Annotated in this window: 17 protein-coding genes and 2 pseudogenes; 8 read left to right on the top strand and 11 right to left on the bottom strand. The window is 57.5% G+C overall.

Annotation, left to right across the window (positions count from 1 at the left end):
- Positions 1-81 precede the first annotated feature (81 nt).
- Positions 82-820: pseudogene (locus PPA02S_RS09080) on the bottom strand (IS3 family transposase); the annotation flags it as partial.
- 694 nt (positions 821-1514) lie between these two features.
- Between PPA02S_RS09080 and PPA02S_RS09085 the strand changes: the two are divergent.
- Together PPA02S_RS09085 and PPA02S_RS09090 are read left to right on the top strand one after the other, a co-directional pair.
- Positions 1515-2189, top strand: coding sequence for a heavy metal response regulator transcription factor (locus PPA02S_RS09085; protein ID WP_028634901.1), 675 nt, complete (start codon positions 1515-1517; stop codon positions 2187-2189).
- Positions 2186-3604: a heavy metal sensor histidine kinase gene (locus PPA02S_RS09090; RefSeq protein WP_028634900.1), complete on the top strand. Its 1419-nt coding sequence runs from the start codon at positions 2186-2188 to the stop codon at positions 3602-3604. The genes PPA02S_RS09085 and PPA02S_RS09090 overlap by 4 nt, the downstream gene beginning before the upstream one ends.
- 57 nt (positions 3605-3661) lie before the next feature.
- Here PPA02S_RS09090 and PPA02S_RS09095 read toward each other — a convergent pair whose 3' ends face one another.
- Positions 3662-3886, bottom strand: coding sequence for a hypothetical protein (locus tag PPA02S_RS09095; protein WP_028634899.1), 225 nt, complete (start codon positions 3884-3886; stop codon positions 3662-3664).
- Between the two features lie 375 nt (positions 3887-4261).
- Here PPA02S_RS09095 and PPA02S_RS09100 point away from each other — a divergent pair, with 375 nt between their 5' ends.
- On the top strand, positions 4262-4483 hold the full coding sequence (locus PPA02S_RS09100; protein ID WP_028634898.1) for a hypothetical protein: 222 nt from the start codon (positions 4262-4264) through the stop codon (positions 4481-4483).
- Between the two features lie 514 nt (positions 4484-4997).
- Here the strand turns inward: PPA02S_RS09100 and PPA02S_RS09105 are convergent.
- The 4 genes from PPA02S_RS09105 to PPA02S_RS09120 form a co-directional block, all read right to left on the bottom strand.
- Positions 4998-5321 carry a DUF2790 domain-containing protein gene (locus tag PPA02S_RS09105; RefSeq protein WP_028634897.1) on the bottom strand — a complete coding sequence of 108 codons (324 nt, stop codon included), beginning with the start codon at positions 5319-5321 and terminating at the stop codon, positions 4998-5000.
- 162 nt (positions 5322-5483) lie between these two features.
- Positions 5484-8645 carry a CusA/CzcA family heavy metal efflux RND transporter gene (locus tag PPA02S_RS09110; protein ID WP_028634896.1) on the bottom strand — a complete coding sequence of 1054 codons (3162 nt, stop codon included), beginning with the start codon at positions 8643-8645 and terminating at the stop codon, positions 5484-5486.
- A 24-nt stretch (positions 8646-8669) separates the two neighbouring features.
- The gene (locus PPA02S_RS09115; protein WP_028634895.1) at positions 8670-9866 is read right to left on the bottom strand and encodes an efflux RND transporter periplasmic adaptor subunit; all 1197 of its coding nucleotides are present in this window, start codon (positions 9864-9866) and stop codon (positions 8670-8672) included.
- Positions 9867-9934: 68 nt separating this feature from the next.
- Positions 9935-11206 carry a TolC family protein gene (locus tag PPA02S_RS09120; RefSeq protein ID WP_028634894.1) on the bottom strand — a complete coding sequence of 424 codons (1272 nt, stop codon included), beginning with the start codon at positions 11204-11206 and terminating at the stop codon, positions 9935-9937.
- A 395-nt stretch (positions 11207-11601) separates the two neighbouring features.
- Here PPA02S_RS09120 and PPA02S_RS09125 point away from each other — a divergent pair, with 395 nt between their 5' ends.
- From PPA02S_RS09125 to PPA02S_RS09140, 4 genes and pseudogenes are all read left to right on the top strand, one after another.
- Complete coding sequence (locus tag PPA02S_RS09125) at positions 11602-12945, top strand: OprD family porin (protein ID WP_028634893.1); 1344 nt, start codon at positions 11602-11604, stop codon at positions 12943-12945.
- 488 nt (positions 12946-13433) lie between these two features.
- Positions 13434-14108, top strand: a complete 675-nt coding sequence (locus PPA02S_RS09130) for a heavy metal response regulator transcription factor (protein ID WP_028634892.1) — start codon at positions 13434-13436, stop codon at positions 14106-14108.
- Positions 14109-14854: 746 nt separating this feature from the next.
- Positions 14855-15117: pseudogene (locus PPA02S_RS22585) on the top strand (IS66 family transposase); the annotation flags it as partial.
- Between the two features lie 55 nt (positions 15118-15172).
- Positions 15173-15814: a TetR/AcrR family transcriptional regulator C-terminal domain-containing protein gene (locus tag PPA02S_RS09140; protein WP_028634891.1), complete on the top strand. Its 642-nt coding sequence runs from the start codon at positions 15173-15175 to the stop codon at positions 15812-15814.
- A gap of 640 nt (positions 15815-16454) precedes the next feature.
- On the opposite strand, the gene PPA02S_RS09145 is transcribed toward PPA02S_RS09140, so the two are convergent.
- Positions 16455-17231 carry a class I SAM-dependent methyltransferase gene (locus PPA02S_RS09145; protein WP_028634890.1) on the bottom strand — a complete coding sequence of 259 codons (777 nt, stop codon included), beginning with the start codon at positions 17229-17231 and terminating at the stop codon, positions 16455-16457.
- Positions 17232-17335: 104 nt separating this feature from the next.
- On the opposite strand from PPA02S_RS09145, the gene PPA02S_RS09150 reads away from it, so the two are divergent.
- A complete protein-coding gene (locus tag PPA02S_RS09150) occupies positions 17336-17956 on the top strand; it encodes a hypothetical protein (protein ID WP_028634889.1) in 621 nt (206 codons plus the stop codon).
- A gap of 2 nt (positions 17957-17958) precedes the next feature.
- On the opposite strand, the gene PPA02S_RS09155 is transcribed toward PPA02S_RS09150, so the two are convergent.
- The 4 genes from PPA02S_RS09155 to PPA02S_RS09170 are packed head-to-tail and all read right to left on the bottom strand — an operon-like array spanning position 17959 to position 20660.
- Positions 17959-18648 (bottom strand): extensin-like domain-containing protein, encoded by a 690-nt coding sequence (locus PPA02S_RS09155; RefSeq protein ID WP_028634888.1) that lies wholly within the window; start codon positions 18646-18648, stop codon positions 17959-17961.
- Positions 18648-19478 (bottom strand): isocitrate lyase/PEP mutase family protein, encoded by an 831-nt coding sequence (locus PPA02S_RS09160; RefSeq protein ID WP_028634887.1) that lies wholly within the window; start codon positions 19476-19478, stop codon positions 18648-18650. The genes PPA02S_RS09155 and PPA02S_RS09160 overlap by 1 nt, the downstream gene beginning before the upstream one ends.
- Positions 19479-19505: 27 nt before the next feature.
- On the bottom strand, positions 19506-20375 hold the full coding sequence (locus PPA02S_RS09165; protein ID WP_028634886.1) for a DUF72 domain-containing protein: 870 nt from the start codon (positions 20373-20375) through the stop codon (positions 19506-19508).
- A 3-nt stretch (positions 20376-20378) separates the two neighbouring features.
- Complete coding sequence (locus tag PPA02S_RS09170; RefSeq protein WP_028634885.1) at positions 20379-20660, bottom strand: hypothetical protein; 282 nt, start codon at positions 20658-20660, stop codon at positions 20379-20381.
- Positions 20661-20780 lie beyond the last annotated feature (120 nt).

The following is a 20780-nucleotide window of genomic DNA, read 5'->3' on the forward strand; positions in this document are numbered from 1 at the left end:
CCGGAAAGAGGCAGTGAGGGTTTTTGAACCGTGGCTTTTCACCTGTGGCCCATGCCGTGTCTGGTTCTTGTAGTGGTCAACTAATCCCGAACACAGTTTTGAGTTTTCCTCAGCGTTGGCCGGAGCCAGCCCATCGTTGAACTGATGGGGTCTTACCCAGTTGTAATGATCCATCAGGTACAGGCTAATATCTCGCTGAGCGTGCTGTCCGGTCAGGTAGCCCGTGACCGGTATCCACTCTGTTTTCAAGCTGCGAAACACCCGCTCCATCGGCGCATTATCCCAGCAGTTGCCTCGGCGACTCCTGTCCTGGCGCATGCGGTAGCGCCATAACCGCTGGCGGAACTGACGGCTACCCTATTGCGATCCCTGATCGGAGTGAAACAGCACCCCTTGGGGCTTTCCACGTTGTTCGTACGCCACGTCCAGTGATAACCAAATCTGCATCCGGTCTTTCTGACAAAGCCCAGCCCATCACGCGCCGCGCATAAAGATCGAGGACACCGCCAGATAGTGCCCTTTACCCTGCGCCCAAATGCAGGTGATGTCGCCACACCAGACCTGATTTGGCGCGTCGACATCAAACGCTTGGTTCAACACATGAATACCCGGCCGCTCCACCGTCGCTTTCTTGTAAGCGTGCGACCCTGCTGCTTGCTGACCAGCGACAGCCCCGCATCAGGCTGCGCACCTAGAATCGTCCGATTTTCTCACCTTCATCTTGCAGCATTGACTTGATGCTGCGGCTGCCGAGTGCATCTCGACCTCGTGTGAAAAGCTCATTCACTCGACTGCGCAGCTTCAGACGCTCAACGTCAGGAATTCATAAGAAGTCCCTTAATAAAAAAGCGCCCGTAGAGAGGCGCTAAAATTCACCTACCACAGGCGCGTAGGGTTTACAGGTGAATGCACTGACGCGAACAACTGCCCGTCGCTCTTGCCAAGCTGCTTTGAAATGAGACACTTTCCAAAGCAGCGAGGCCTCTTCCGCTGGCCTTAAACTAACAAAGGAGGCTGACATCAAGATGATCGCGCAATGACAATTTGGACATGTAATAGAGGGTAAGATAATTATTCGAGAGACTACTGAGCCGGCACGCGTACTCATTCGCAGAAAGGCGTAGCCGTTTCTGCCATGCATGGGGACTGCCTGAGTGGCACACTCGATCCAGAGTCGGTACCCTTCTCTACAACCTAACGACCGAAATACTGCCTGCCCTGGCTGATTCAACATGCCAGGCGAAGCTGTCATACACCGTCGCAGGCCCAGAATCCGCGAAGCTCAGAGGTGGAGCCTGCATGACTGTCAGAAATCTTGCGGCTACATTACAAATTTGTAGGATTTCGCCGCGGCCAGCGTCTTCGCGTTAAAATTCAAGCGTCCTCAGGTGACCCGGCGTATGGGCAGAGGTAGCGACTACCCCATGCCATACCCCCAGCCAAATTTTCGAACAGCCTGCAACCATAATCTTGGCGGATTAGGCCATCTCCTTCCTCACACCTTGAGATAAGTTATGCGCGTTCTAGTTGTGGAAGACGAAGTAAAAACTGCCGAATATCTTCAGCAGGGCCTATCCGAAAGCGGGTACGTCGTAGATATCGTGCACAACGGTGTGGGTGCCCTGCACTTGTTCAACACTCATGTCTATTCGTTGGTCCTGCTGGACGTGAACCTGCCGGGTATCGACGGTTGGGACCTTCTGGAAACCATCCGAAAAACCAGCCGGGTCCGCATCATCATGCTGACCGCCCGAGGTCGCATCAATGACAAGCTCAAAGGGTTGGACGGTGGCGCGGATGATTACCTTGTGAAGCCATTCGAATTTCCTGAGCTCCTTGCTCGTATCCGTTCGCTGCAGCGCCGTGGGGATGAGTTGGTCGAGAAAAGCTCGCTGAAAATTGCCGACCTCGAACTCGATGCCGTCCGCCATCGCGTCTTCCGAAGTGGCACCCGTATCGATCTGACCACCAAGGAGTTTACGCTCCTGCACCTGCTCATGAGCCGAACGGGCGAAGCGCTGACTCGCTCTCAGATCATCTCGTTGGTCTGGGACATGAATTTTGATTGCGACACCAATGTCATCGACGTCGCCATCCGGCGCTTGCGCTCGAAGATCGATGACCCGTTTGAAACCAAGCTCATTCACACGCTCCGTGGCGTTGGGTACGTTTTTGAGGAACGCGCATGAGGCCATTCAGCCTGGCTGCAAAGCTGGGATTAAAAGTTGGGTTGATGAGTGCAGCGTTGCTGCTACTGTTCGCCACCTTCGGCTATCTGATGGTAGGCGAGGCTCTGGAGAGAAACGCCAGAGCGGATCTTGAAGTAAAGATGGCGGGGATGGCTCACAACCTGTCCACCCTCACGGATATCTCCGGTGTCAACGCGGATGCGCATCAGCTTGTCGACTTGGTCATGGGCCACAACAACCTGTATGTGAGCATATTCGATACCTCGCCCAGTCAGACTCCACTGCTCTCGATTGGCTCGAGACAGGTCAATCTGGAGGTACACAAGTTTCAGCCGGAGGCCCAGCCCAAAGAGCACGAATGGCGGGATACGCAGGGCCGTCCTCTGCTGAGTGCTTCCCGGATCATGCGCTTGGGCGATGGAACAGAGGTCAGCGTCTACATGACCATGGACCAGTCATCCAGTGAGGCGCTGCTCGATGCATTGCTGACTTGGGCCATGATGATGTCTCCCGTAATCCTCGCGCTGATCCTGGCCATAGGCTGGTGGACTGTGCGCAGAGGCCTGCTGCCACTGACCAAGTTCCTCAAGATCGCGTCGAAAATCTCAACCGAAAGCCTCGACCATCGTCTCCCAACTGATGGGATGCCGGCAGAACTCAAAATGCTCGCCGACGGCATTAACATCATGCTGGCTCGCCTGGATGATGGGGTTCAGCAGCTCTCGCAGTTTTCCGACGACCTTGCTCACGAGCTTCGGGCACCGCTCTCAAACCTGATGGGCAAGGCCCAGGTTGCCTTGACAAGAGAACGATCGCTTTCCGAGTACCGTGAGGTTTTGGAGTCGTGCACAGAAGAGCTGGACCGCATGAGTCGCATGGTTTCCGACATGCTGTTCTTGGCCCAGGTCAGTCACCCGGCGTCCATGGTGGAGTTTGAACCCGTGTCCTTGGTCGACGAGGTTCAGCGTGTGTGCGACCTCTTCAGCATTTCGGCAGAGGAAGGCGAGATCCAGTTGCAGATCTTTGGCAGTGATGATGTGGTGCGTGGGAACCGCCTGATGGTTCAACGGGCCGTGTCGAACCTTGTGTCGAACGCTATCCGCTACTGCCCTCGCGGCCGCACGGTCTACGTGAAGGTGCAACATTGTGCGAGCGGTACGACCTTGAGTGTAGGCAACCCCGGCCGTGGTATTGCCAAACAACACCACACGCACTTGTTTGAGCGGTTCTACCGTGTCGACAAAAGCCGAGCCCGGAGTGAAGGCGGTACCGGTCTGGGTTTGGCCATCGTGCAGTCAATCATGAGCCTGCATCAGGGCTCGGCTAGCGTGGAGGTGACCGAAGAAAACTTCACCTGGTTCCATCTTCACTTTCCCGCAGGCCAGCTCATGCAGCCGGCAATGGCCGCCGCTTAAAACGCGCAGTCATGAATAGGCCCGTCAATCGACGGGCCTTTTTGTTTGCCTTATGCATCAGTGCCGGAGGACCACCGGGTCCATGGGCGACCGCACAATCACCGACTCTATGATCTTCTGCTCGTTTGCCATTATGGTTGCTGTGGTCAGCTCAGCAATTAAAGGCCGAACGGCTAGCTTTTCTGCATTTGACCAAGCTATCTCGGCCTTGTGCACCTCTTCTTGGACCTGTCGACCAACCGCTTCTACCTGCTCCACCAGCTCGTTCGATTTTTCCAGCACCGCGCTACCTGCCCGTGTCTGGGTGGTGAGATCGTCAAGCTGGGCGGTGAGCTTTTCTGTGCATCGTCGGATAGCGCCAATGGCAACTGCCCAGGCTCAATGTCATTCAAGGCTATCTTCTAGGGCGGCCAACAACGCCGCGCTGAATTATCGCAATAGATATCAAAATTGTAATTGACGAGAAAATTCTTAGTCGCCCTCGACAGTGCCGAGATAGACATGACCCTCCAGATTTGACGATTTAACGCACTCTGCCTGCCGTAAAGATTACGGAATTGTAATTATTGACTCACCTTGTCGTTAGCTTCGCGCTCCTAAACTACAAACCCACAAAGGCTCCTAATCAGGCAGGCCTAGTATGAACCGGAGTTCACAGTGAAATTCGTCAACTCAATCGCTGTTGTTAGCCTGCTTCTGGGTCTCATGGGTACCGCTTACGCTGAAGGCGGCTTCGAGCGAGCGAAACAGTTCAACGAGCACTTCAGAGCTGAGCAAGCTCGCCTATGGAACGATGACGCTTCGGATCGGAACAAACAACACGTCGCTCACGAGCAAAAGAAAGCAAGCAAGGAGGGTAAGGAACACGCCGATAATTAATTGGCGATTAAACAGGACTTCAAATGACGAAAACAATCGACAAAAAAGCCAGGGTAAAACCTGGCTTTTTTGTGCCTGTAAATTGACTGTAGTGGTCAACAACTCCCGGACACAGAATTGAGTTTTTCTTCCGCAACCGCCGGCGGTACGAAGCCGTTGTGCTCATGCGGCCTTATCCAGTTGTACCGCTGCATGAGACGCCAATGGCCTGCTCGGCCAACGCTGTCGTCATGTAACTCACTGTCGGCACCCCCTCCGTTTCGAAGAGAAGGTGGTGCTCTCGATTACAAACCACGGGCAGCGTTTAGTATGCTTTGCCATCTGGCCCACCGGATACGATTGGAACTGACTGAGGCTTGTTCTGATCGATGTTGTTCCGCACCTTGCTCGACGCTCGTTTGTACTTGACCTCGCTGACCTTCAGCGAACAATGCTTCTGAAAGAAGCACCCCTAAAAATGCCAGGCACTGCCTGGCACTTGCGCATTCTCTAATTATTTTATTCACTGCGGTCACTACTTGTTATTGATGCACTGTGAATACATCGAGTAACGAACAGTCCTGAGCGTGCCCTGGGAGTCCTCGAATGTCATCAACCGTGGGTAGACTTGGCAGGTACGCGGGTCCTGCGACTGACGTACGAAATTAGCAACGTCTATCTTCATGCCATATTTGTAATCCTGTATCTCTGGCATTGGCTGGCCATTCTTCTCCGCGTACTTGGCCACTGCGGCCTGGTGTTCCTTGGTGTATTGCAGCTGCTGGCTCTCGGAGAACGTGTTGGCCTGCGAAGCCACCGAGAAAACAACAAGTGCAGCAGCGATCATTAGCTTTTTCATAAACCCCTCTCAATTTCAGATCTTCTCGGGCGTCATCTTAGCAATGCATAGGCATCACCGGCATGACGAGAAACTTACAATCTTGAAAGGTAAGTGCATCTACTTTACTTTAAACAAAAAAGCCCACAATACGTATTGTGGACTTCTCTTTAGCGGTGGCTATTAGCTAACCACTTCGGCCTCGTCGCCGTCCTCATCCATGCGGTGTGCCCAGTGATAAAGGGCAGGCAGTACCAGCAAGGTCAGTGCAGTGGAGGACAGGATCCCGCCGATCACCACCGTCGCCAATGGCCGCTGAACTTCTGCACCGGTACCGGTGGCCAAAGCCATCGGGATGAAGCCCAGTGACGCCACCAAGGCTGTCATCAAAACAGGTCGCAGACGGGTCAATGCGCCTTCATCGACTGCCTGCCTGAGCGTACGTCCCTCCTCCCTTAGCCCGCGGATGAAAGCAATCATCACCAGGCCGTTCAGTACCGCAACGCCGGACAGTGCAATGAAGCCGACACCTGCCGAGATCGACAGTGGGATGTCCCGCAGCCACAACGCCACAACACCACCGGTGAGTGCGAATGGAATACCGGTGAAGACCAGCATGCCGTCCTTCAGGTTGTTGAACATCAGGAACAACAGGGTCATGACCAACAGCAAGGCGACTGGAACAACGATCTGCAGGCGTTTGGCAGCCGACTGCAGCTGCTCGAACTGGCCACCCCAAGTCGTCCAGTAGCCCGCAGGGATTTGCACCTTTTTGTCCAGCGATGCGGTCGCTTCCTCAACGAAGGACCCCAGGTCGCGGCCCCGAACGTTGGCGCTGACGATTACCAGACGTTTGCCGTTCTCGCGGCTGATTTGGTTCGGGCCCAGTTGCAGGTCCAGGTTAGCGACCTGGGACAGCGGGATAAAACCGATCTGATTGGCACCCTGAGCCGCATTGGCAGGTACCGGGATCAGCAAGCTGGACATCCCCGCTACGTCGGTGCGAACGGTCTCTGGTAGGCGTACAACCAGGTCGAACCGACGGTCGCCCTCATACAGCGTGCCGGCCTGACGGCCACCCACGGCGATAGCGATCGAGTTCTGAACATCCGCGATATTCAGGCCGTAGCGTGCTGCTTTTTCGCGGTCGATGTTGATAGTCAGCACCGGCAGGCCGGATGTCTGTTCAACTTTCACTTCTGAGGAGCCCGGTACCGCATTGAGCGCTGCCGCGATCTTGTTGGCGGTGTTGTTGAGCACGTCCATGTCATCGCCGAAGACCTTCACAGCGACGTCACTACGCACGCCCGAAATCAGCTCGTTGAAACGCAGTTGGATTGGCTGCGACAACTCATAGTTGCTTCCTGGAACACCGGCTGCAGCCTTCTGCACCTCAGCAATCAGCTCATCGCGAGGCTTTTTGGGGTTAGGCCACTGATCCTGAGGCTTGAGCATGATGTAGGCGTCGGAGGCGTTCGGTGGCATCGGGTCAGATGCGATTTCCGCGGTACCCGAGCGTGCGAACATACGCTCGACTTCAGGCACCTGCGCTATCACCGCTTTCTCCAGACGCTGTTGCATCTCGACGGACTGAGTGAGGCTCGTTCCAGGCACACGCATGGCCTGCATCGCAAAGTCACCCTCACTGAGACTTGGGATGAACTCGCTACCCATACGACTTGCCAGCACACCGCTGAGTACGACCAAGGCTACTGCGGCCGAGAAAGCGATGCTCCGATGTCCCAACACCCATTGGAGAACCGGCTCATAGCGCAGTCGAGCAGTGCGCATGACCACGCCTTCCTCTTCCTTCACCTTGCCAGTGACGAACATGGCAATAGCTGCAGGAACAAAGGTAACGGACAGGACCATTGCCCCCAGCAGCGCCATCACAACGGTGAAAGCCATCGGGTGGAACATTTTGCCTTCGACGCCGGTGAGGGCGAAGATCGGCAGGTATACCACCATGATGATCAGCTGGCCGAAGATCAGCGGCCGCCGGGCTTCTCGCGCCGCCGCGAAGACTTCGTGGAAGCGTTCGGTTTTGGTGAGCATGCGGCCATGCTTATGCTGCGCATGAGCCAGTCGACGGATCGCGTTTTCCACAATAACCACAGCACCGTCGACGATGATGCCGAAGTCGAGTGCCCCCAAACTCATTAAGTTGGCACTGACCTTGTTGTTGAACATGCCTGTGAAGGTGAACAGCATGGACAGCGGAATCACCATCGCGGTGATCAGTGCCGCACGGATGTTGCCGAGGAACAGGAACAGAATGGCGATTACCAGGATCGCGCCTTCCACCAAGTTCTTCTTCACCGTCGCGATGGCTTTTTCAACCAGGTTGGTACGGTCGTAAACGGTCACAGCCACCACGCCCTTTGGCAGGGTACGGTTGATGTCCGACAGTTTGGCGGCGACAGCTTGAGACACCGTACGGCTGTTTTCCCCAATCAACATGAACACGGTACCGAGCACGACTTCGCGGCCGTTCTCAGTAGCCGCACCTGTACGGAGCTCTTTGCCGATGCTGATGTCAGCAACGCTGCTGATGCGAATCGGTGCACCCTCCACACTGGTGATCACGATATTGGCGATGTCTTCGATGTTGCCTACCTGACCCGGCGCACGGATGAGCAACTGCTCCCCATTACGCTCGATATAGCCGGCGCCGACGTTGGCGTTGTTACTTTCCAACGCTGCGACCAGGTCATTGAGGGTCAGCTTGTAGGTAGCCAGGCGCTTTGGATCCGGCGCTACCAGAAACTGCTTGGCATAGCCGCCGATGGTATTGATCTCGGCAACACCCGGCACGTTGCGCAGCTGAGGCTTGATGATCCAGTCCTGGATCACCCGCAGGTCGGTCGGGGTGTACGGCGTACCGTCCTCTTTGACCGCGCCATCTTCGGCTTCAACGGTCCATAGGAAGATCTCGCCAAGGCCGGTAGATACCGGCCCCATGACGGCCTCTACGCCTTCTGGCAGCTGTTCCTTCGCAACCTGCAGCCGCTCGTTGATCAACTGACGGGCAAAGAAGATGTCAGTGCCATCCTTGAAGATTACGGTGACCTGAGACAGGCCAGAGCGAGACAGGGAACGGGTCTGCTGAAGGCCCGGCAGACCGGCCATGGCCGTTTCAACTGGAAACGTGATCCGTTGTTCTGTTTCCAAGGGCGAATAACCAGGCGCTGCAGTGTTGATCTGCACCTGGACGTTGGTGATATCGGGTACCGCATCGATGGGCAGCTTTTGATAGCTGTAGATACCGATACCCGCCATGATCAGAACAGCGATCATTACTACGATGCGCTGCTCGATGGCGAATCTGATGATACGTTCAAACATGAGAAATCATCCTGTCAGTTCGCATCAGTGACCGTGTTCGGCAGAAGCTTTGCCAAGCTCGGACTTGAGTGTGAAGCTGCCACTGGTCGCTACCTGGGCGCCGGCATTGATACCGTCGGTGATTTCCACGTAGCCGTTGTCGCGGCGGCCCAGTATTACCGGCCGGGTGTCGAAGCCTTCAGAGGTGCGCACGAATACCGATGGTTTGTCTTCAACAGTCTGTATCGCAACTTCCGGAACGGCTACGGCCACTCGATCAGTCTGGGAAGTGACCGCGATATTCACGAACAGGCCTGGACGCCAGGCACCGTTGGGGTTGGTCAAGGTGACGCGGACGGTGGCTGCACGGTTCTGCTCACCCAGCAGGCTACCGACATACCCCACCTTTCCTTCGACCTCGACGTTCATGTCAGGCGAAGAGACTCTGACCGCACGACCTGTCATGACCTTGCCCAAGTCCGTAGGTGGCACGGCGAAGGTGGCCCAGACTTGGTTCAGGTCGGAAAGGATGAAGGCGTTGGTTGCCTCGCTGACAACTTCACCGACGGTCAGGTGCTTCTCCACTACCACGGCGTCGAAGGGAGCCCGAAGCTCGTATCGATTACCGCCGACGGAGTTGACCGAAGCGCCGATGGCGCCCACCTTCTGTTTGGCGTTGGCCAGGGAGATTTCAGCTTCTTGAAGCGCTTGACGGGCCTGGAGGTAGTCTTGCTCTGCGGAGACCTTGTCCTGCCACAGTTGTTTCTCACGATCAAAAGTCACGCGTGCCAGTTCTAGTCGACGCTGTGCAGCCTGTTGCTCACTGCGCAGGTCAGAAATCTGTTGGCTGGCGATCACCGCGAGGACCTGGCCCTTCTTGACTGTCTCGCCCAGATTGGCCTGGACAGTCTCAACAACGCCAGGTACGCGAGGAACGACATGGGCAGTGCGGTCTTCGTCGAAGCGAATTTCGCCTGGGAAGCTCACGACTGTACCCAAGTCACGAGGCGCCGCAGCTTCCAGGGTAACTCCGGCTGCCTTGATTTGTTCGGCGCTGAGCGTCAGCTTGCCCTCTTCTTCGCCGCCCTCTTCGTCGTGGCCTTCTTCCCCATGGCCGTCATTAGCGCCGTGCTCTGCGGTACTGGCAGGCTGCTGTTCAGAACTGTTGTTCCAGGCAAGGCTGCCAAATCCGAGGGCTACCACCGCGGCTACCGCGAGGGCCATGTTGCGTTTGTTGTCCATTGCTACTCCTGCTGATCGTAGGCACCGGCTTGTTCAGGGCGGTGTGCCGAAAAAAATGATTGGCCCGTTCAGCGAACGTCGACGGTCGAGCCGACTTCGCCATAAACCCTTTCCACTTGCGCACGCGCATTGGTCGCCGCTGCCAATGATTCGAGGTATTGGCCACGAGCGACGATCAAGGTGCGCTGTGCATCCAGCACTTCGATGAAGCCGAATTTGCCCATCTCGAAGCCGCGAGTTGCGGTCTCTACGGCTTGCTGGGCTGAAGGCAGAATGGTCTTGTCGTAGGACTCGACCTCCTGCATGGCGGTGGACCATTGATTCAACGCGGTTTGGGTTTCGGTGCGCAGGCGCAGCTCCACAGCGTTGCGCTGGTCTCGGGCTTGATCAGCACGTCGAGAAGCGGAAAGGATGTTGCCTTGGTTGCGATCGAATAGCGGTAAAGGCATGGATAGGCCCACGGTGTTCACTCGCTCACGTACAGAGCGGTCGTATTGGCTACCCACGCTGACAGTGAGGTTTGGAATACGCTGAGCTTTCTCTGAACCGAGCGAGGCATCACTTTTGTCGATCTGCACCACGGCCTGGCGCATTTCTGCTGTCTGGTCGAGCTTTGCCAGTAGATCATCAGTACGAGGCGGCAAGCCCGGAGACAGGGTTGGCGATTCGAGTCGATCAAACACGGTGACTGAGCTGCCCGTTATTTGTGCGAGCTGTTGGTAAGCGGTTACTTTCTCCGCTTCGGCGCGTCGAAGTTGCAGCTTGGCCTCGGCCAGTTGCACCTGGGCGCGAGTGGCCTCCACCGGGGAAGATTTACCCGCGCGAACACGGCTATCGACAATGCGAAGACTGCGGTCAGTCAGCTCCAGAGACTGCTCGGCCAGATCAAGGCCGGTCTGGGCACGCAACGCGGCGTAAAAGGCCTGCACAACGTCTGCTCGCAGACCGTTCACGCGCCGGTCCAACTCCAGCTGTGCGGCGGTCTGTCCGTAAGCGGCAACATCAACACGAGCCCCCCGCTTGCCACCCAGCTCCAGGGTCTGACTGAGCGAAACGGTCGTCGTGCTGGTGTTACGACGGGTGTCTTCCATGTCGTACGAAATTGTGGGGTTTGGGATAAGCCCGGCCTGCTTGCGAGCACCATCAGCGATGCCAATCTCTTGCCTGGCGGCAGCCAGATCAGGGTTTGCATCCATGGCCGTCGAAAGCGCCTGGGGCAAGCTGATGCTTTGGGCAAAAGCTGCAGGTGCCATCACACCGGAGATGACTGCACAGCGTGCAGCAATCTTCCAGGGCGAGACGGAGGTCTTGGATAAGAAACTGCGGTTATACCGGGGCACTTTGATGGTCCTCGTGCACAAACTTCGATAACGCTTGGCGAGAACGCCGAAACAGCTGCCAAGCCCCACTGGATTAGGTGATGGCACTCTAATGAGCGGTAGCTATCAGTGGGGTGGCTGGAAAATTACAATTTCGTAAAGAACGCCCTTAGATAGTGGGAGGTCCAGCGCAGCACCAGAGTCACGTTAGTAATCACGGAGAGCGTAAATACGTACGGCGACGCGTAGCCATAACGTGTAGATGACGAAATTGTAATTGTCCTATCACCCTCCCGTTATCTTCGGCCTGCAAATATGAGCTCGCGCTACGCTAGGCGCGCCGCCGGGTCAGAACAATTAACGACACCCGCATCGGTACACACAATAAAAACTGCCGTGAATCAAAGGAGCATCGGATGAAAACCAAAGTACCACTGTATGTGGCGGCAGTTTCTGCGCTGTCTGGAAGCTATGCGATTTCGGCACACGCTGAAGATAAGCCTGAAGGCTTCATTGAAGGCAGCAGCCTTACGGTGCTGAACCGTAACGTCTACTTCAACCGTGATAATCGCGACAGCACCGCCCCCACTTACAACAGTGGCAAGGGCAATACCAACGGCTACTCCGAGGCTTGGGCGCACGCGATCATCAGCAAATTCAACTCTGGGTTCACCCAGGGTACTGTCGGCTTTGGCGTTGATGCCTTTGCCATGATCGGCCTTAAGCTCGACACGGGTGATGGGCGTAACGGCGGCCGTAGCTCATTTGACGTACTGCCCGTTAACAACAAGGGCGAAGCTCGCGACGAATACACCAAGATCGGTGGCGCAGCCAAAGTCCGTTTTTTCGACACCGTCGTGAAAGTGGGTGATGTATTCCCATCAACCCCGGTCGTTGCATCCGGTGACTCGCGCCTGCTGCCTGAGAGCTTCCGCGGCGTGACGGTAGAGAACACAAGCATCCAGGGCCTTACTCTACAAGGTGGTCGGTTGCACGCCATGAGCCAACCAGTCTCTAGCAACCTGAACGACAACTTTGTTACGTTTTACGGCGGCCCGGTCAATTCGCCATGGATCGGCTACGGTGGTGGTGACTACACGGTCAACGATAATTGGACCGTTAGCGTATACGCGAGCCAGTTGAAGGACGTCTGGAACCAGTACTACACCGGTACCAACTTCGCCTACGCCTTGAGCGATGACGTGGCGCTGATCGGTGGCTTCAACTATTACAAAGCGGTCGACGAAGGTAAGCGACGGCTGGGTGAATTCGACAACAATATCTGGAGTGCGAAGGTTGGCGTACGCTATGGAGCTCACACCCTGGCCCTGTCGCACCAGCGCAACAACGGAGACGACGACTTCGACTACCTGCGTCAGTCGGACTCGATCTTCGTCGACAACTCCATCCAGTACAGCGACTTCAACTCGCCGAAAGAGCGTTCCTGGATGCTGCGCTATGACCTGAACTTTACCAGCTACGGTATTCCAGGCCTGACGTTCATGACTCGCTACGCCAGAGGTTCGGGCGCAGATTACTCGAACGCTAACCAGTTCTACATGCGCACTGACGATAACGGCAACCCGCTCGACAATCAGAAACGCTGGGAGCGTGACGTCGAAGTAAAATACGTTGTGCAAACCGGTCCGGCAAAAGACCTGTCCTTCCGGTTGCGCCAGGCAACCACACGAGCTACTGCATTTGAATCGGACTTGGATGAAACGCGCATCATTATTGAGTACCCGCTTTCGATTCTGTGATTCACTGAACGGAACCGTGCTTCGACGTCGGGTCCCATTAGTAAAGCGAGCATTACACATTCACCTTGAGTGGCTTAAGTGCTCCTTTGGTAAAGGTGGATATTTGGCGCCCATTGGGCGCCTTTTTTTTGCCTAACCTTCAAGTAAGCGTTCGATTTTAAGCATCACATGCCGATGAAATTCATGATGACACCCGTGGCCCGTCTCCTTAATGTGAGCCACCTCGCCGTCATCGGAGCGAAACGAAGCCAGTACAAGGAAGACAATAACCTGATACTTCATGAGGTCAAATCGCCTACTGGGGAGAGGGCCCGCGCCTGTCAAACCCGAATCGCGACAAGATATACCGCCAGGCTATCAACTGTATTACCTAGACATTACAAATCCGTCATTTGAACCCCCGCACAGTGATTTTGATTTACCATCCATTTCTATAATGCCGGCACACGTGCGCGGTTAATTGCTCAGTGATATCGAGACAACATTCCATGCGAATTCTGGTAATTGAGGATGAATTGAAAACTGCGGAGTATGTGCGTCAAGGCCTTACAGAATGCGGATACGTAGTAGATTGCGTCCACACCGGGTCAGATGGATTATTCTTGGCCAAGCAGCACGAATACGAGTTGATTATCCTCGACATAAACCTACCTGAAATGGATGGGTGGCAGGTACTGGAACTGTTGCGACGTAAGCAGTGCGCTTCGCGAATCATGATGCTCACGGCGAGAAGCCGGCTAGCGGACAAGGTCCGTGGTCTGGAAAACGGTGCAGATGACTACCTGATCAAACCATTTGAGTTTCCTGAGCTACTGGCTCGGGTTCGCGCCTTGATGCGTAGGTCTGATCACGCCGCATCCGTAGAGACGATTCGCGTTGCTGACTTGGAACTTGATCAGAGCCGGCACAGGGCCTTCAGGGATGGCCAGCGAATTGATCTGACGACAAAAGAATTCGCATTGTTGCACTACCTGATGCGCAACACCGGTGTGGTGCTCAGCCGCACGCAGATTATCTCTCAGGTCTGGGATATGAATTTTGACTGTGACACCAACGTTGTAGAAGTATCGATTCGAAGACTGAGAGCGAAGATAGATGACCCTTTTGAAACCAAACTGATACACACGCTTCGAGGCGTAGGTTATGTGCTTGAAAAGCGTTAAGCGCCGAACCGTCAAGCGCTAAAACATCGGTTCAACTTACTCGGCACGGACAAACTTTACTCGTTGATTACGAGCAACTTCAACCCCTCGCACAATCCCCTCACCAACTATCATGAGGTCACCTCGGCATGAGGTATAGCATAGATTATCGGCAGGTTTCAGAGGGCCAATCATACGCAGAGCTGATTCGCGCTCAGCCGCCATTATCTTCAACAGCGACGGTCCGAGCCATTGCTCAGCCATTCGCTGACTGCCGATAACTGCTAGTGCGTGCGCTTACACGTCGGCGCATTGGAGAGCTGCTGCACTCTGCCGAGCGTTGAGCAGACTACGCGCCCGATTTGCCTACTGCGATGTGGGTGCCCGAGAACCTGATCCAGGACCGCCGCAATCCCGTACAACGGCGAAGAGGCGACCATGGGGTGCACTTCCCCTAAACCTATCGACTTCGGAACATCCATCGGTGGCCTCACCGCTTTGGTCGAGCTGGATATAAAAGGTGGCGGTATTCGACCCCGTGCTTTTCGTGTGCCTCAACGATCCGGGCAACCGCATGAAGATCCTCTATTTAGCTCAAGCGCCTGACGTCCAACCGCTTCGAAATATCGCCAGATGCCACCCACGAGGCGATCATTCTGACGGTCCAGGAACTCAACGGGTTGCTCGACGGTTTTGAGCTCTGGCGTAATCGTCCTCATCAGGTATTGACGCCGCGCTACGTGGCATGACCCGGTATAATCCGGGCCATGATTGCTCTGCCCGATGACCTTCCTGATGTTCCTGTTTTGTTCAAGCAGCTGTTGCTTGAGGCCCTCAATCGTTAGGAGGAAACCCTTCAGGCTTATCAGACTCACATCGTCGACCTGACAGAACAGATCACGCTATTGCGTGACCGTCTTTTTGGACGCAAGTCCGAGCAATTCGTGGAACCCACACGCTACACTTGGCCTTGCTCAATGACCTCCAAAGCGAGCCAATGCCGTTGGTGAGCGACGGCGATGAAGAAATGGGATGTGTAGGCTGTCGGCCCCTCAGGCGTATTAAGATAGGCAACTTTTCAGCAGATGCAGACCACCATGTCCAATGACGCACCCACCGGCCCAGGTCGCCCCAAGGACCTGGCCAAGCGCGAGGCGATCCTCGAGGCGGCCAAGGCGCTGTTCCTCAGCCTTGGTTACGCCAGCACCAGCATGGATGCGGTGGCTGCGGCAGCAGGCGTTTCGAAGCTTACCGTCTATAGCCATTTCACCGACAAGCAGACCTTGTTCACGTCCGCCGTCATGGCTACCTGCCAGGTACAGCTGCCCGACCAGTTGTTCGATTACCCCGAGGGCGCGTCGGTTGAGGATGTGCTATTGACGATCGGCCGCGGCTTCCAGGCGCTGATCAGCAGCGACGAAGCGGTCAAACTCAGCCGCCTGATTGTGGCCCAAGGCAGCCTGGACCCAAGCTTTGGCCAATACTTCTACGAAGCAGGGCCCAAGCGCGTGCTGGCCGGGATGGAAGCGCTGTTGCGAGGAGCCCATGAGCGCGGGCTGCTGCGCATCGACAACCCGCTGCGGGCGGCGGAGCATTTCTTCTGCCTGGTCAAGGGGGCACCAGATTATCGGTTGCTGCTAGGGTGCGCAGGGCCACTGCAGAGCGACGCGGCCGAAGCGCATGTGCGCGAGGTCGTCGGCGTGTTCTTGCGGGCATTTCAGCCCTAAGAGAGCAGTTGCCATCATCTATGCGCACCCGTTGTAGAGAGCCCCTCTCCCCGATACGGGTCAGGCCGCTAAGGCGTTCGCCTACTCATCACTTCTGCCAGTACCCGACAAGGTGGTTTCTTGTCAATATCATATCTAGGCCACGATATGAGCACCGTCACCATACCGTCGCAAAAAATCAGGCTTTTTTACAAGGGCAATAAGCTCTCGAGTTTATACTCGAGCCCTCTCCACCACACAATGCTAAGTGCCAACCACCGAAATCTGTGCGAAATGACCAGTTCAACTTCGCAAGCGCTCATCTTGGCTACCGACGTACAGGGCTCAACGGTCAACGCTGCCTCAGAAAGCCAGACGATTGTTACTTACAACGCTTATGGCAATGACAATTGTCAGCCTGACGATCCCCTGTTGTCTCGATTCACCGGGCAGAGCTGGCTACCCTATGCCATAGGTTATGCGTTAGGTAATGGTTACCGTCTGTTCAATTGCTCGGCAATCTCCCGGCCTGGGATGGCCCTATTAGCCAAACTGCGGATATGATTCTAACGCCTCCATCATCCCAAGCCGATGTTGATCTGATACCGGAGCCCCTGCAGCTGGAAGATTTGCAGGAACGCCTGAGGCGTCTGCGTGATGACTAGGCCTTCAACGCCTTCTTTGGATAAATGTCATACCGACTGGACTTCCCCTCCAGACTATGGCTTGGATTCGGCCCATCAATAATCGGCGCCTTGCGCGGCCTCTTCACCACCACCCGGTGGCTGGCCAGCGCCAAGGCGGCCTCAAGCAGGGCCGGGGCGTCCAGGTCGTCACCAACCAATGGGCGGAACACGCGCATTTCCTTCTTCACCAGCGCGCTCTTGTCGCGGTGCGGGAACATGGGGTCGAGGTAGATCACCTGTGGCGGCTCGCCTTCCCAGCCGCGCATGCGCTCGATGGCGTTGCCCGTCAGCAGGCGCATGCGCGCTACAATCGGCCCCACCTCTTCATCCCGCTGCGCCCGCGCCAGGCCATCTTCCAGTAACGCGGCGATCAGTGGCTGGCGCTCGATCAGGGTCATCCGGCAGCCCAGGCTGGCCAGCACGAACGCATCCTTGCCCAGGCCGGCAGTGGCATCCAGTACCTGAGGCCGTATGCCCTGGGCAATGCCTACGGCCTTGGCGATCATCTGCCCGTTGCCGCCGCCGAACTGGCGCCGGTGCGCGGCCTGGCCCTCGACGAAGTCCACCCGCACCGGACCGGGCGCCTGGGGGCCCAACTGCTGAATCTGCAAACCATCGGCCCCGACTTGCACCGCAAATTCGGCCTCATCCTGCTGCAGCGGCAGGCCCAGGCGCTCGGCCCACACCTGGGCCTGCTCGGCGTACTCGCCAGCCATTGCCTCGACCCTGATCACCACACCTTGCTCTTGCATCGTCCACACCTGAAAAAACCAACGCTACCCTTAATGAACCGGCCACCACGGCCGATACAGGCAATATCCCGCTATTCTGCCAGAGCACAACGCGCGCGGCTGCCATGTCAGAAACTCTTCCCATCGGCTTGACCTATTTGTCGCCCGTCGGCAACTACAGTCAGCACAACACCCAGGCACTCGGGGGCGTCAGCCACCTGTGGCAGGATTTCTTTGCCCGGGCCATGGCCGAACAGCAAGCGCTGCCGGTTGATGGCTTCAGCCAGGCGCTGGAACAGCACGACAAGGACAGTGGAGAACCTGTGGGGGGTGCCCGTGCCCTGGCCCTGATCGATGCCCAGCGCGCCTGCCCGGTGTTAGACACTGTAGTGGCACCGCCAGAGCCGTTGTTCCTGCCCAAGGCCGAACTGGAAGCCAAGCTGTTGCCACCTGCACCCGAGCCCTACAGCGCTATCGACCTGATCGAGCAGCAGCGCCAGCTGGACATGGACAACAGCTGGTTGCGCCCGGTGGTCATGAGCCAGGGCCACCCTGTTGCCGAGCCCGGCCCGGGGCCTGCACCACGCCCGCTGTTCCTGCCCATCGCCGAATTAGAAACGCATCTACTGGACCCGGCGCCCGAGCCCTACGACGAATCCACCCTGGCGATTCAGCAGAGCGACCTGGCGTTCGATATCCACTGGGCGCGCCCTGTGGTGCTCAACAACGTTCGCGCCCACGCCTGAGGCTAGCGGCAGATCTGCCAGCGGCCCATGTCTACATGGAAATGATTACGGTGCGCCGCGTTGTACTCCGGGCCCAGTACCGTACTGAACCGCTCACAGGCAGCCTGTTGCACCTCGCGCAAGAACGCTGCCTTCTGCCCGCCCGCCTGCCAGTCACGGGCCAGCACGATGCGCTGGCCATCCTGTAGGCGAAAGCCGCTGATATCGAAGGCGTTGGCCGTGGCATGCTGGCTCAGCCTGCCTTCCTTGCGGTGGTAAACGTTGCGGCAGGCAAAACTGCCCAAATGGTCGACCTGCGCCACGGGTTGGCCCAGTACCCGCTGCGCGACCGGCTGCAAGCCATGGCGCTCGAACAGCGCATAAGCCACTGCCAAAGGGCATGTGGCCAGAAAGCTGCTGCTCAGCCGTGCTTCCCCACCCTCGATACGCCAAACGTTGCGCAAGGGGCAGTTGGCCGACGCGGGGCTGTCGGCCTGCGCACGGTAGCGCAACTGGCTGGTTTCCAGCGCCTGGCGGCACAGTACCGGGTCATCGCGCAGGCGCGACAGTTTGTAGGCGGTCAGCAAATTGGGCGGCTGGCGCACATCCAGCGGTGCCAAAGGGTTCCACTGGGCCGGCAGGCGCCAGCCCAGTTGCCAGGCCAGGGCTGCCAGCAATAGCCCACCGGCCAGCAACCCTAGCAACAGGCGCATCAGCGGCGGAACAGGTCGTTGAGCTGATCGAACGGCAACGCGTGTTCGCCGTAGCCGAACGTGCCCTGCTCACGAATCTCCATCGCTGCGCGGTGCAAGGCCCCGAAGGCCGCCCGGGCCATGGACGAGCCTACGCTGATGCGGCGTACCCCCAGGTCCTGCAATTGGTTGACGCTCAGCGACACGCCGCTCATGCCCATCAGCACGTTGACAGGCCGTGGCGCCAAGGCCTGCACCACCGCTCGTACTTCCTCGGCGGTACGCAGGCCCGGGGCATAGAGCACATCGGCCCCCGCCTCGGCATAGGCTTGCAGCCGCTGGATGGTGTCATCCAGGTCTTGGCGCCCGTGCAGCAGGTTTTCAGCACGGGCACACAGGGTGAACGGGAACGGCAATCCGCGAGCCACCTGAACAGCGGCGCGCACCCGCTCGACCGCCAGCCCCATGTCGTAGATGGGCGACGCCTGCTGGCCACTGGCATCCTCGATGGACCCCCCCACCAAGCCGGCCTCGGCGGCACGCTGGATGGCCAGGGCACAGGCTTCGGGCAGGTCACCGAAGCCGTTCTCCAGGTCGGCAGCCACCGGCAACGGGGTGGCATCAACGATCTCGCCGGCGTTATCCAGCACCTCATCCAGGCCAAGCGCCCCCTCTGCGTCGGGCCGCCCAAGGCTGAAGGCCAGGCCTGCACTGGTGGTGGCCAGCGCCTCGAAACCCAGGCTGGCCAACAGCCTGGCCGAGCCTGCGTCCCAGGGGTTGGGCATGACAAAGGCGCCATCGCGCTCATGCAGGGCTTTGAAGGCTTCGGCTCGCAGGGTTTGCACATCCATGGTTACACTCCGGCAGTCAGAAACGGGTCAGAGTAGACCCAGTTGTTCGACCTCAGGTGCGCGTGGCAATTCCGGCAGTGCCGCCAGCCCTGGCAGGCGCTGCATCAGCCGTTGATGAAAACGCTGCGCCAGCGCCGCAGCCAGGCGGTTGTCCGAGGTGTGCAGGAAGATGTATGGGTTGCGCCCTTCTTCGATCCAGGCGCCAACCTTTTCCACCCACGGCGTCAGGAAGGGCTCATTGGCCTCCAGTTGCGGGTGGCCGATGAAGCGCACCTGGGGATGCTGGCTGAAGGCTGCCGGGCGCGGCGGTACCTTGGGCTTCTTGGCCTGGGCATGCAGCACCGCAGGGTCGCGGGAAGTGCAACTGAACAAGGCTCGCGGGTCCAGGCATATACGTTCCACGCCGCTGGCATGCAGCAACCGGTTGAGCGCGCGTTCTTCCTCGCCTTTTGCGAAAAACGCGGGGTGGCGCACCTCCACCGCCACGGGCACACCGATCTGCTGCAGAAACGGGTCCAGTTCCGCCAGCCGCGCTGGGCCGAAGGAGGCCTGCAACTGCAACCAGTACGGCGCAACGCGACGCCCCAGCGGGGCCATCAGGCGGGTGAAGTCGAACGCAGGCTCCAGCTGGTCACGCAGGTCACCCTCGTGGCTGATATCCCGTGGGAACTTGGCAGTGAAACGGAAATGCTCTGGCATCACCTGGGCCCAGCGGGCGACAGTCGCGGGCGCAGGCCTGGCGTAGAACGTGGTGTTGCCCTCAACGGCGTTGAATACCTGGCTGTACAGGCCGAGCATCTCGTTGCTGCTCGCATCGGCAGGGTACAGGTACTCACGCCAGGCGCTTTCGCTCCACGACGGGCAACCCAGGTAGTAAGGCAATGGCGACGGATTCATCCGTCAAATGTACAGGTCCAGCCCCAGCACTTCCATGTCCCAATCGGTGAAACCGGCAGTACTCAGGTAGCTGGCCAGCGCCGTGGCGGTGCGCCTGTCACGGGCGCGGGGGAACACCATGTCCTGCTGGCGGGCAGGCAATGCAGAACGACGGCGGGGGGTAGGCTCCTGGGCAAGTTGCTCCTCAACCACTTCCGCATCATCCACGGATGCTTCGCGCACCCCAGCCTTGCGCGGCGGGCGCTTGATTGGGTAAGACTGCGAGGAGAAACCGTCGATACGCATGGGAGAGCACTCAGGGCCAGTGATGGCAATCTAGCATCATCGGGCACCTGTTACTAATGCCCGATTGATAACTTGACCACATTTCGAGCAAAGAGTTATAGCGCTATCGGTAATAACCGA

It is taken from the genome of Pseudomonas parafulva NBRC 16636 = DSM 17004 (genome assembly GCF_000730645.1).
GTDB classification, from domain to species: Bacteria; Pseudomonadota; Gammaproteobacteria; order Pseudomonadales; family Pseudomonadaceae; genus Aquipseudomonas; species Aquipseudomonas parafulva.

What these genes read in the sequence shown, in the direction of transcription:
- PPA02S_RS09130 (WP_028634892.1), top strand. Translation starts at nt 13,434, where the DNA reads ATGCGAATTCTGGTAATTGAGGATGAATTGAAAACTGCGGAGTATGTG.
- PPA02S_RS09085 (WP_028634901.1), top strand. Translation starts at nt 1,515, where the DNA reads ATGCGCGTTCTAGTTGTGGAAGACGAAGTAAAAACTGCCGAATATCTT.
- PPA02S_RS09165 (WP_028634886.1), bottom strand. Translation starts at nt 20,375, where the DNA reads ATGAATCCGTCGCCATTGCCTTACTACCTGGGTTGCCCGTCGTGGAGC.
- PPA02S_RS09125 (WP_028634893.1), top strand. Translation starts at nt 11,602, where the DNA reads ATGAAAACCAAAGTACCACTGTATGTGGCGGCAGTTTCTGCGCTGTCT.
- PPA02S_RS09140 (WP_028634891.1), top strand. Translation starts at nt 15,173, where the DNA reads ATGCAGACCACCATGTCCAATGACGCACCCACCGGCCCAGGTCGCCCC.
- PPA02S_RS09110 (WP_028634896.1), bottom strand. Translation starts at nt 8,645, where the DNA reads ATGTTTGAACGTATCATCAGATTCGCCATCGAGCAGCGCATCGTAGTA.
- PPA02S_RS09115 (WP_028634895.1), bottom strand. Translation starts at nt 9,866, where the DNA reads ATGGACAACAAACGCAACATGGCCCTCGCGGTAGCCGCGGTGGTAGCC.
- PPA02S_RS09090 (WP_028634900.1), top strand. Translation starts at nt 2,186, where the DNA reads ATGAGGCCATTCAGCCTGGCTGCAAAGCTGGGATTAAAAGTTGGGTTG.
- PPA02S_RS09160 (WP_028634887.1), bottom strand. Translation starts at nt 19,478, where the DNA reads ATGGATGTGCAAACCCTGCGAGCCGAAGCCTTCAAAGCCCTGCATGAG.
- PPA02S_RS09170 (WP_028634885.1), bottom strand. Translation starts at nt 20,660, where the DNA reads ATGCGTATCGACGGTTTCTCCTCGCAGTCTTACCCAATCAAGCGCCCG.
- PPA02S_RS09155 (WP_028634888.1), bottom strand. Translation starts at nt 18,648, where the DNA reads ATGCGCCTGTTGCTAGGGTTGCTGGCCGGTGGGCTATTGCTGGCAGCC.
- PPA02S_RS09145 (WP_028634890.1), bottom strand. Translation starts at nt 17,231, where the DNA reads ATGCAAGAGCAAGGTGTGGTGATCAGGGTCGAGGCAATGGCTGGCGAG.
- PPA02S_RS09105 (WP_028634897.1), bottom strand. Translation starts at nt 5,321, where the DNA reads ATGAAAAAGCTAATGATCGCTGCTGCACTTGTTGTTTTCTCGGTGGCT.
- PPA02S_RS09150 (WP_028634889.1), top strand. Translation starts at nt 17,336, where the DNA reads ATGTCAGAAACTCTTCCCATCGGCTTGACCTATTTGTCGCCCGTCGGC.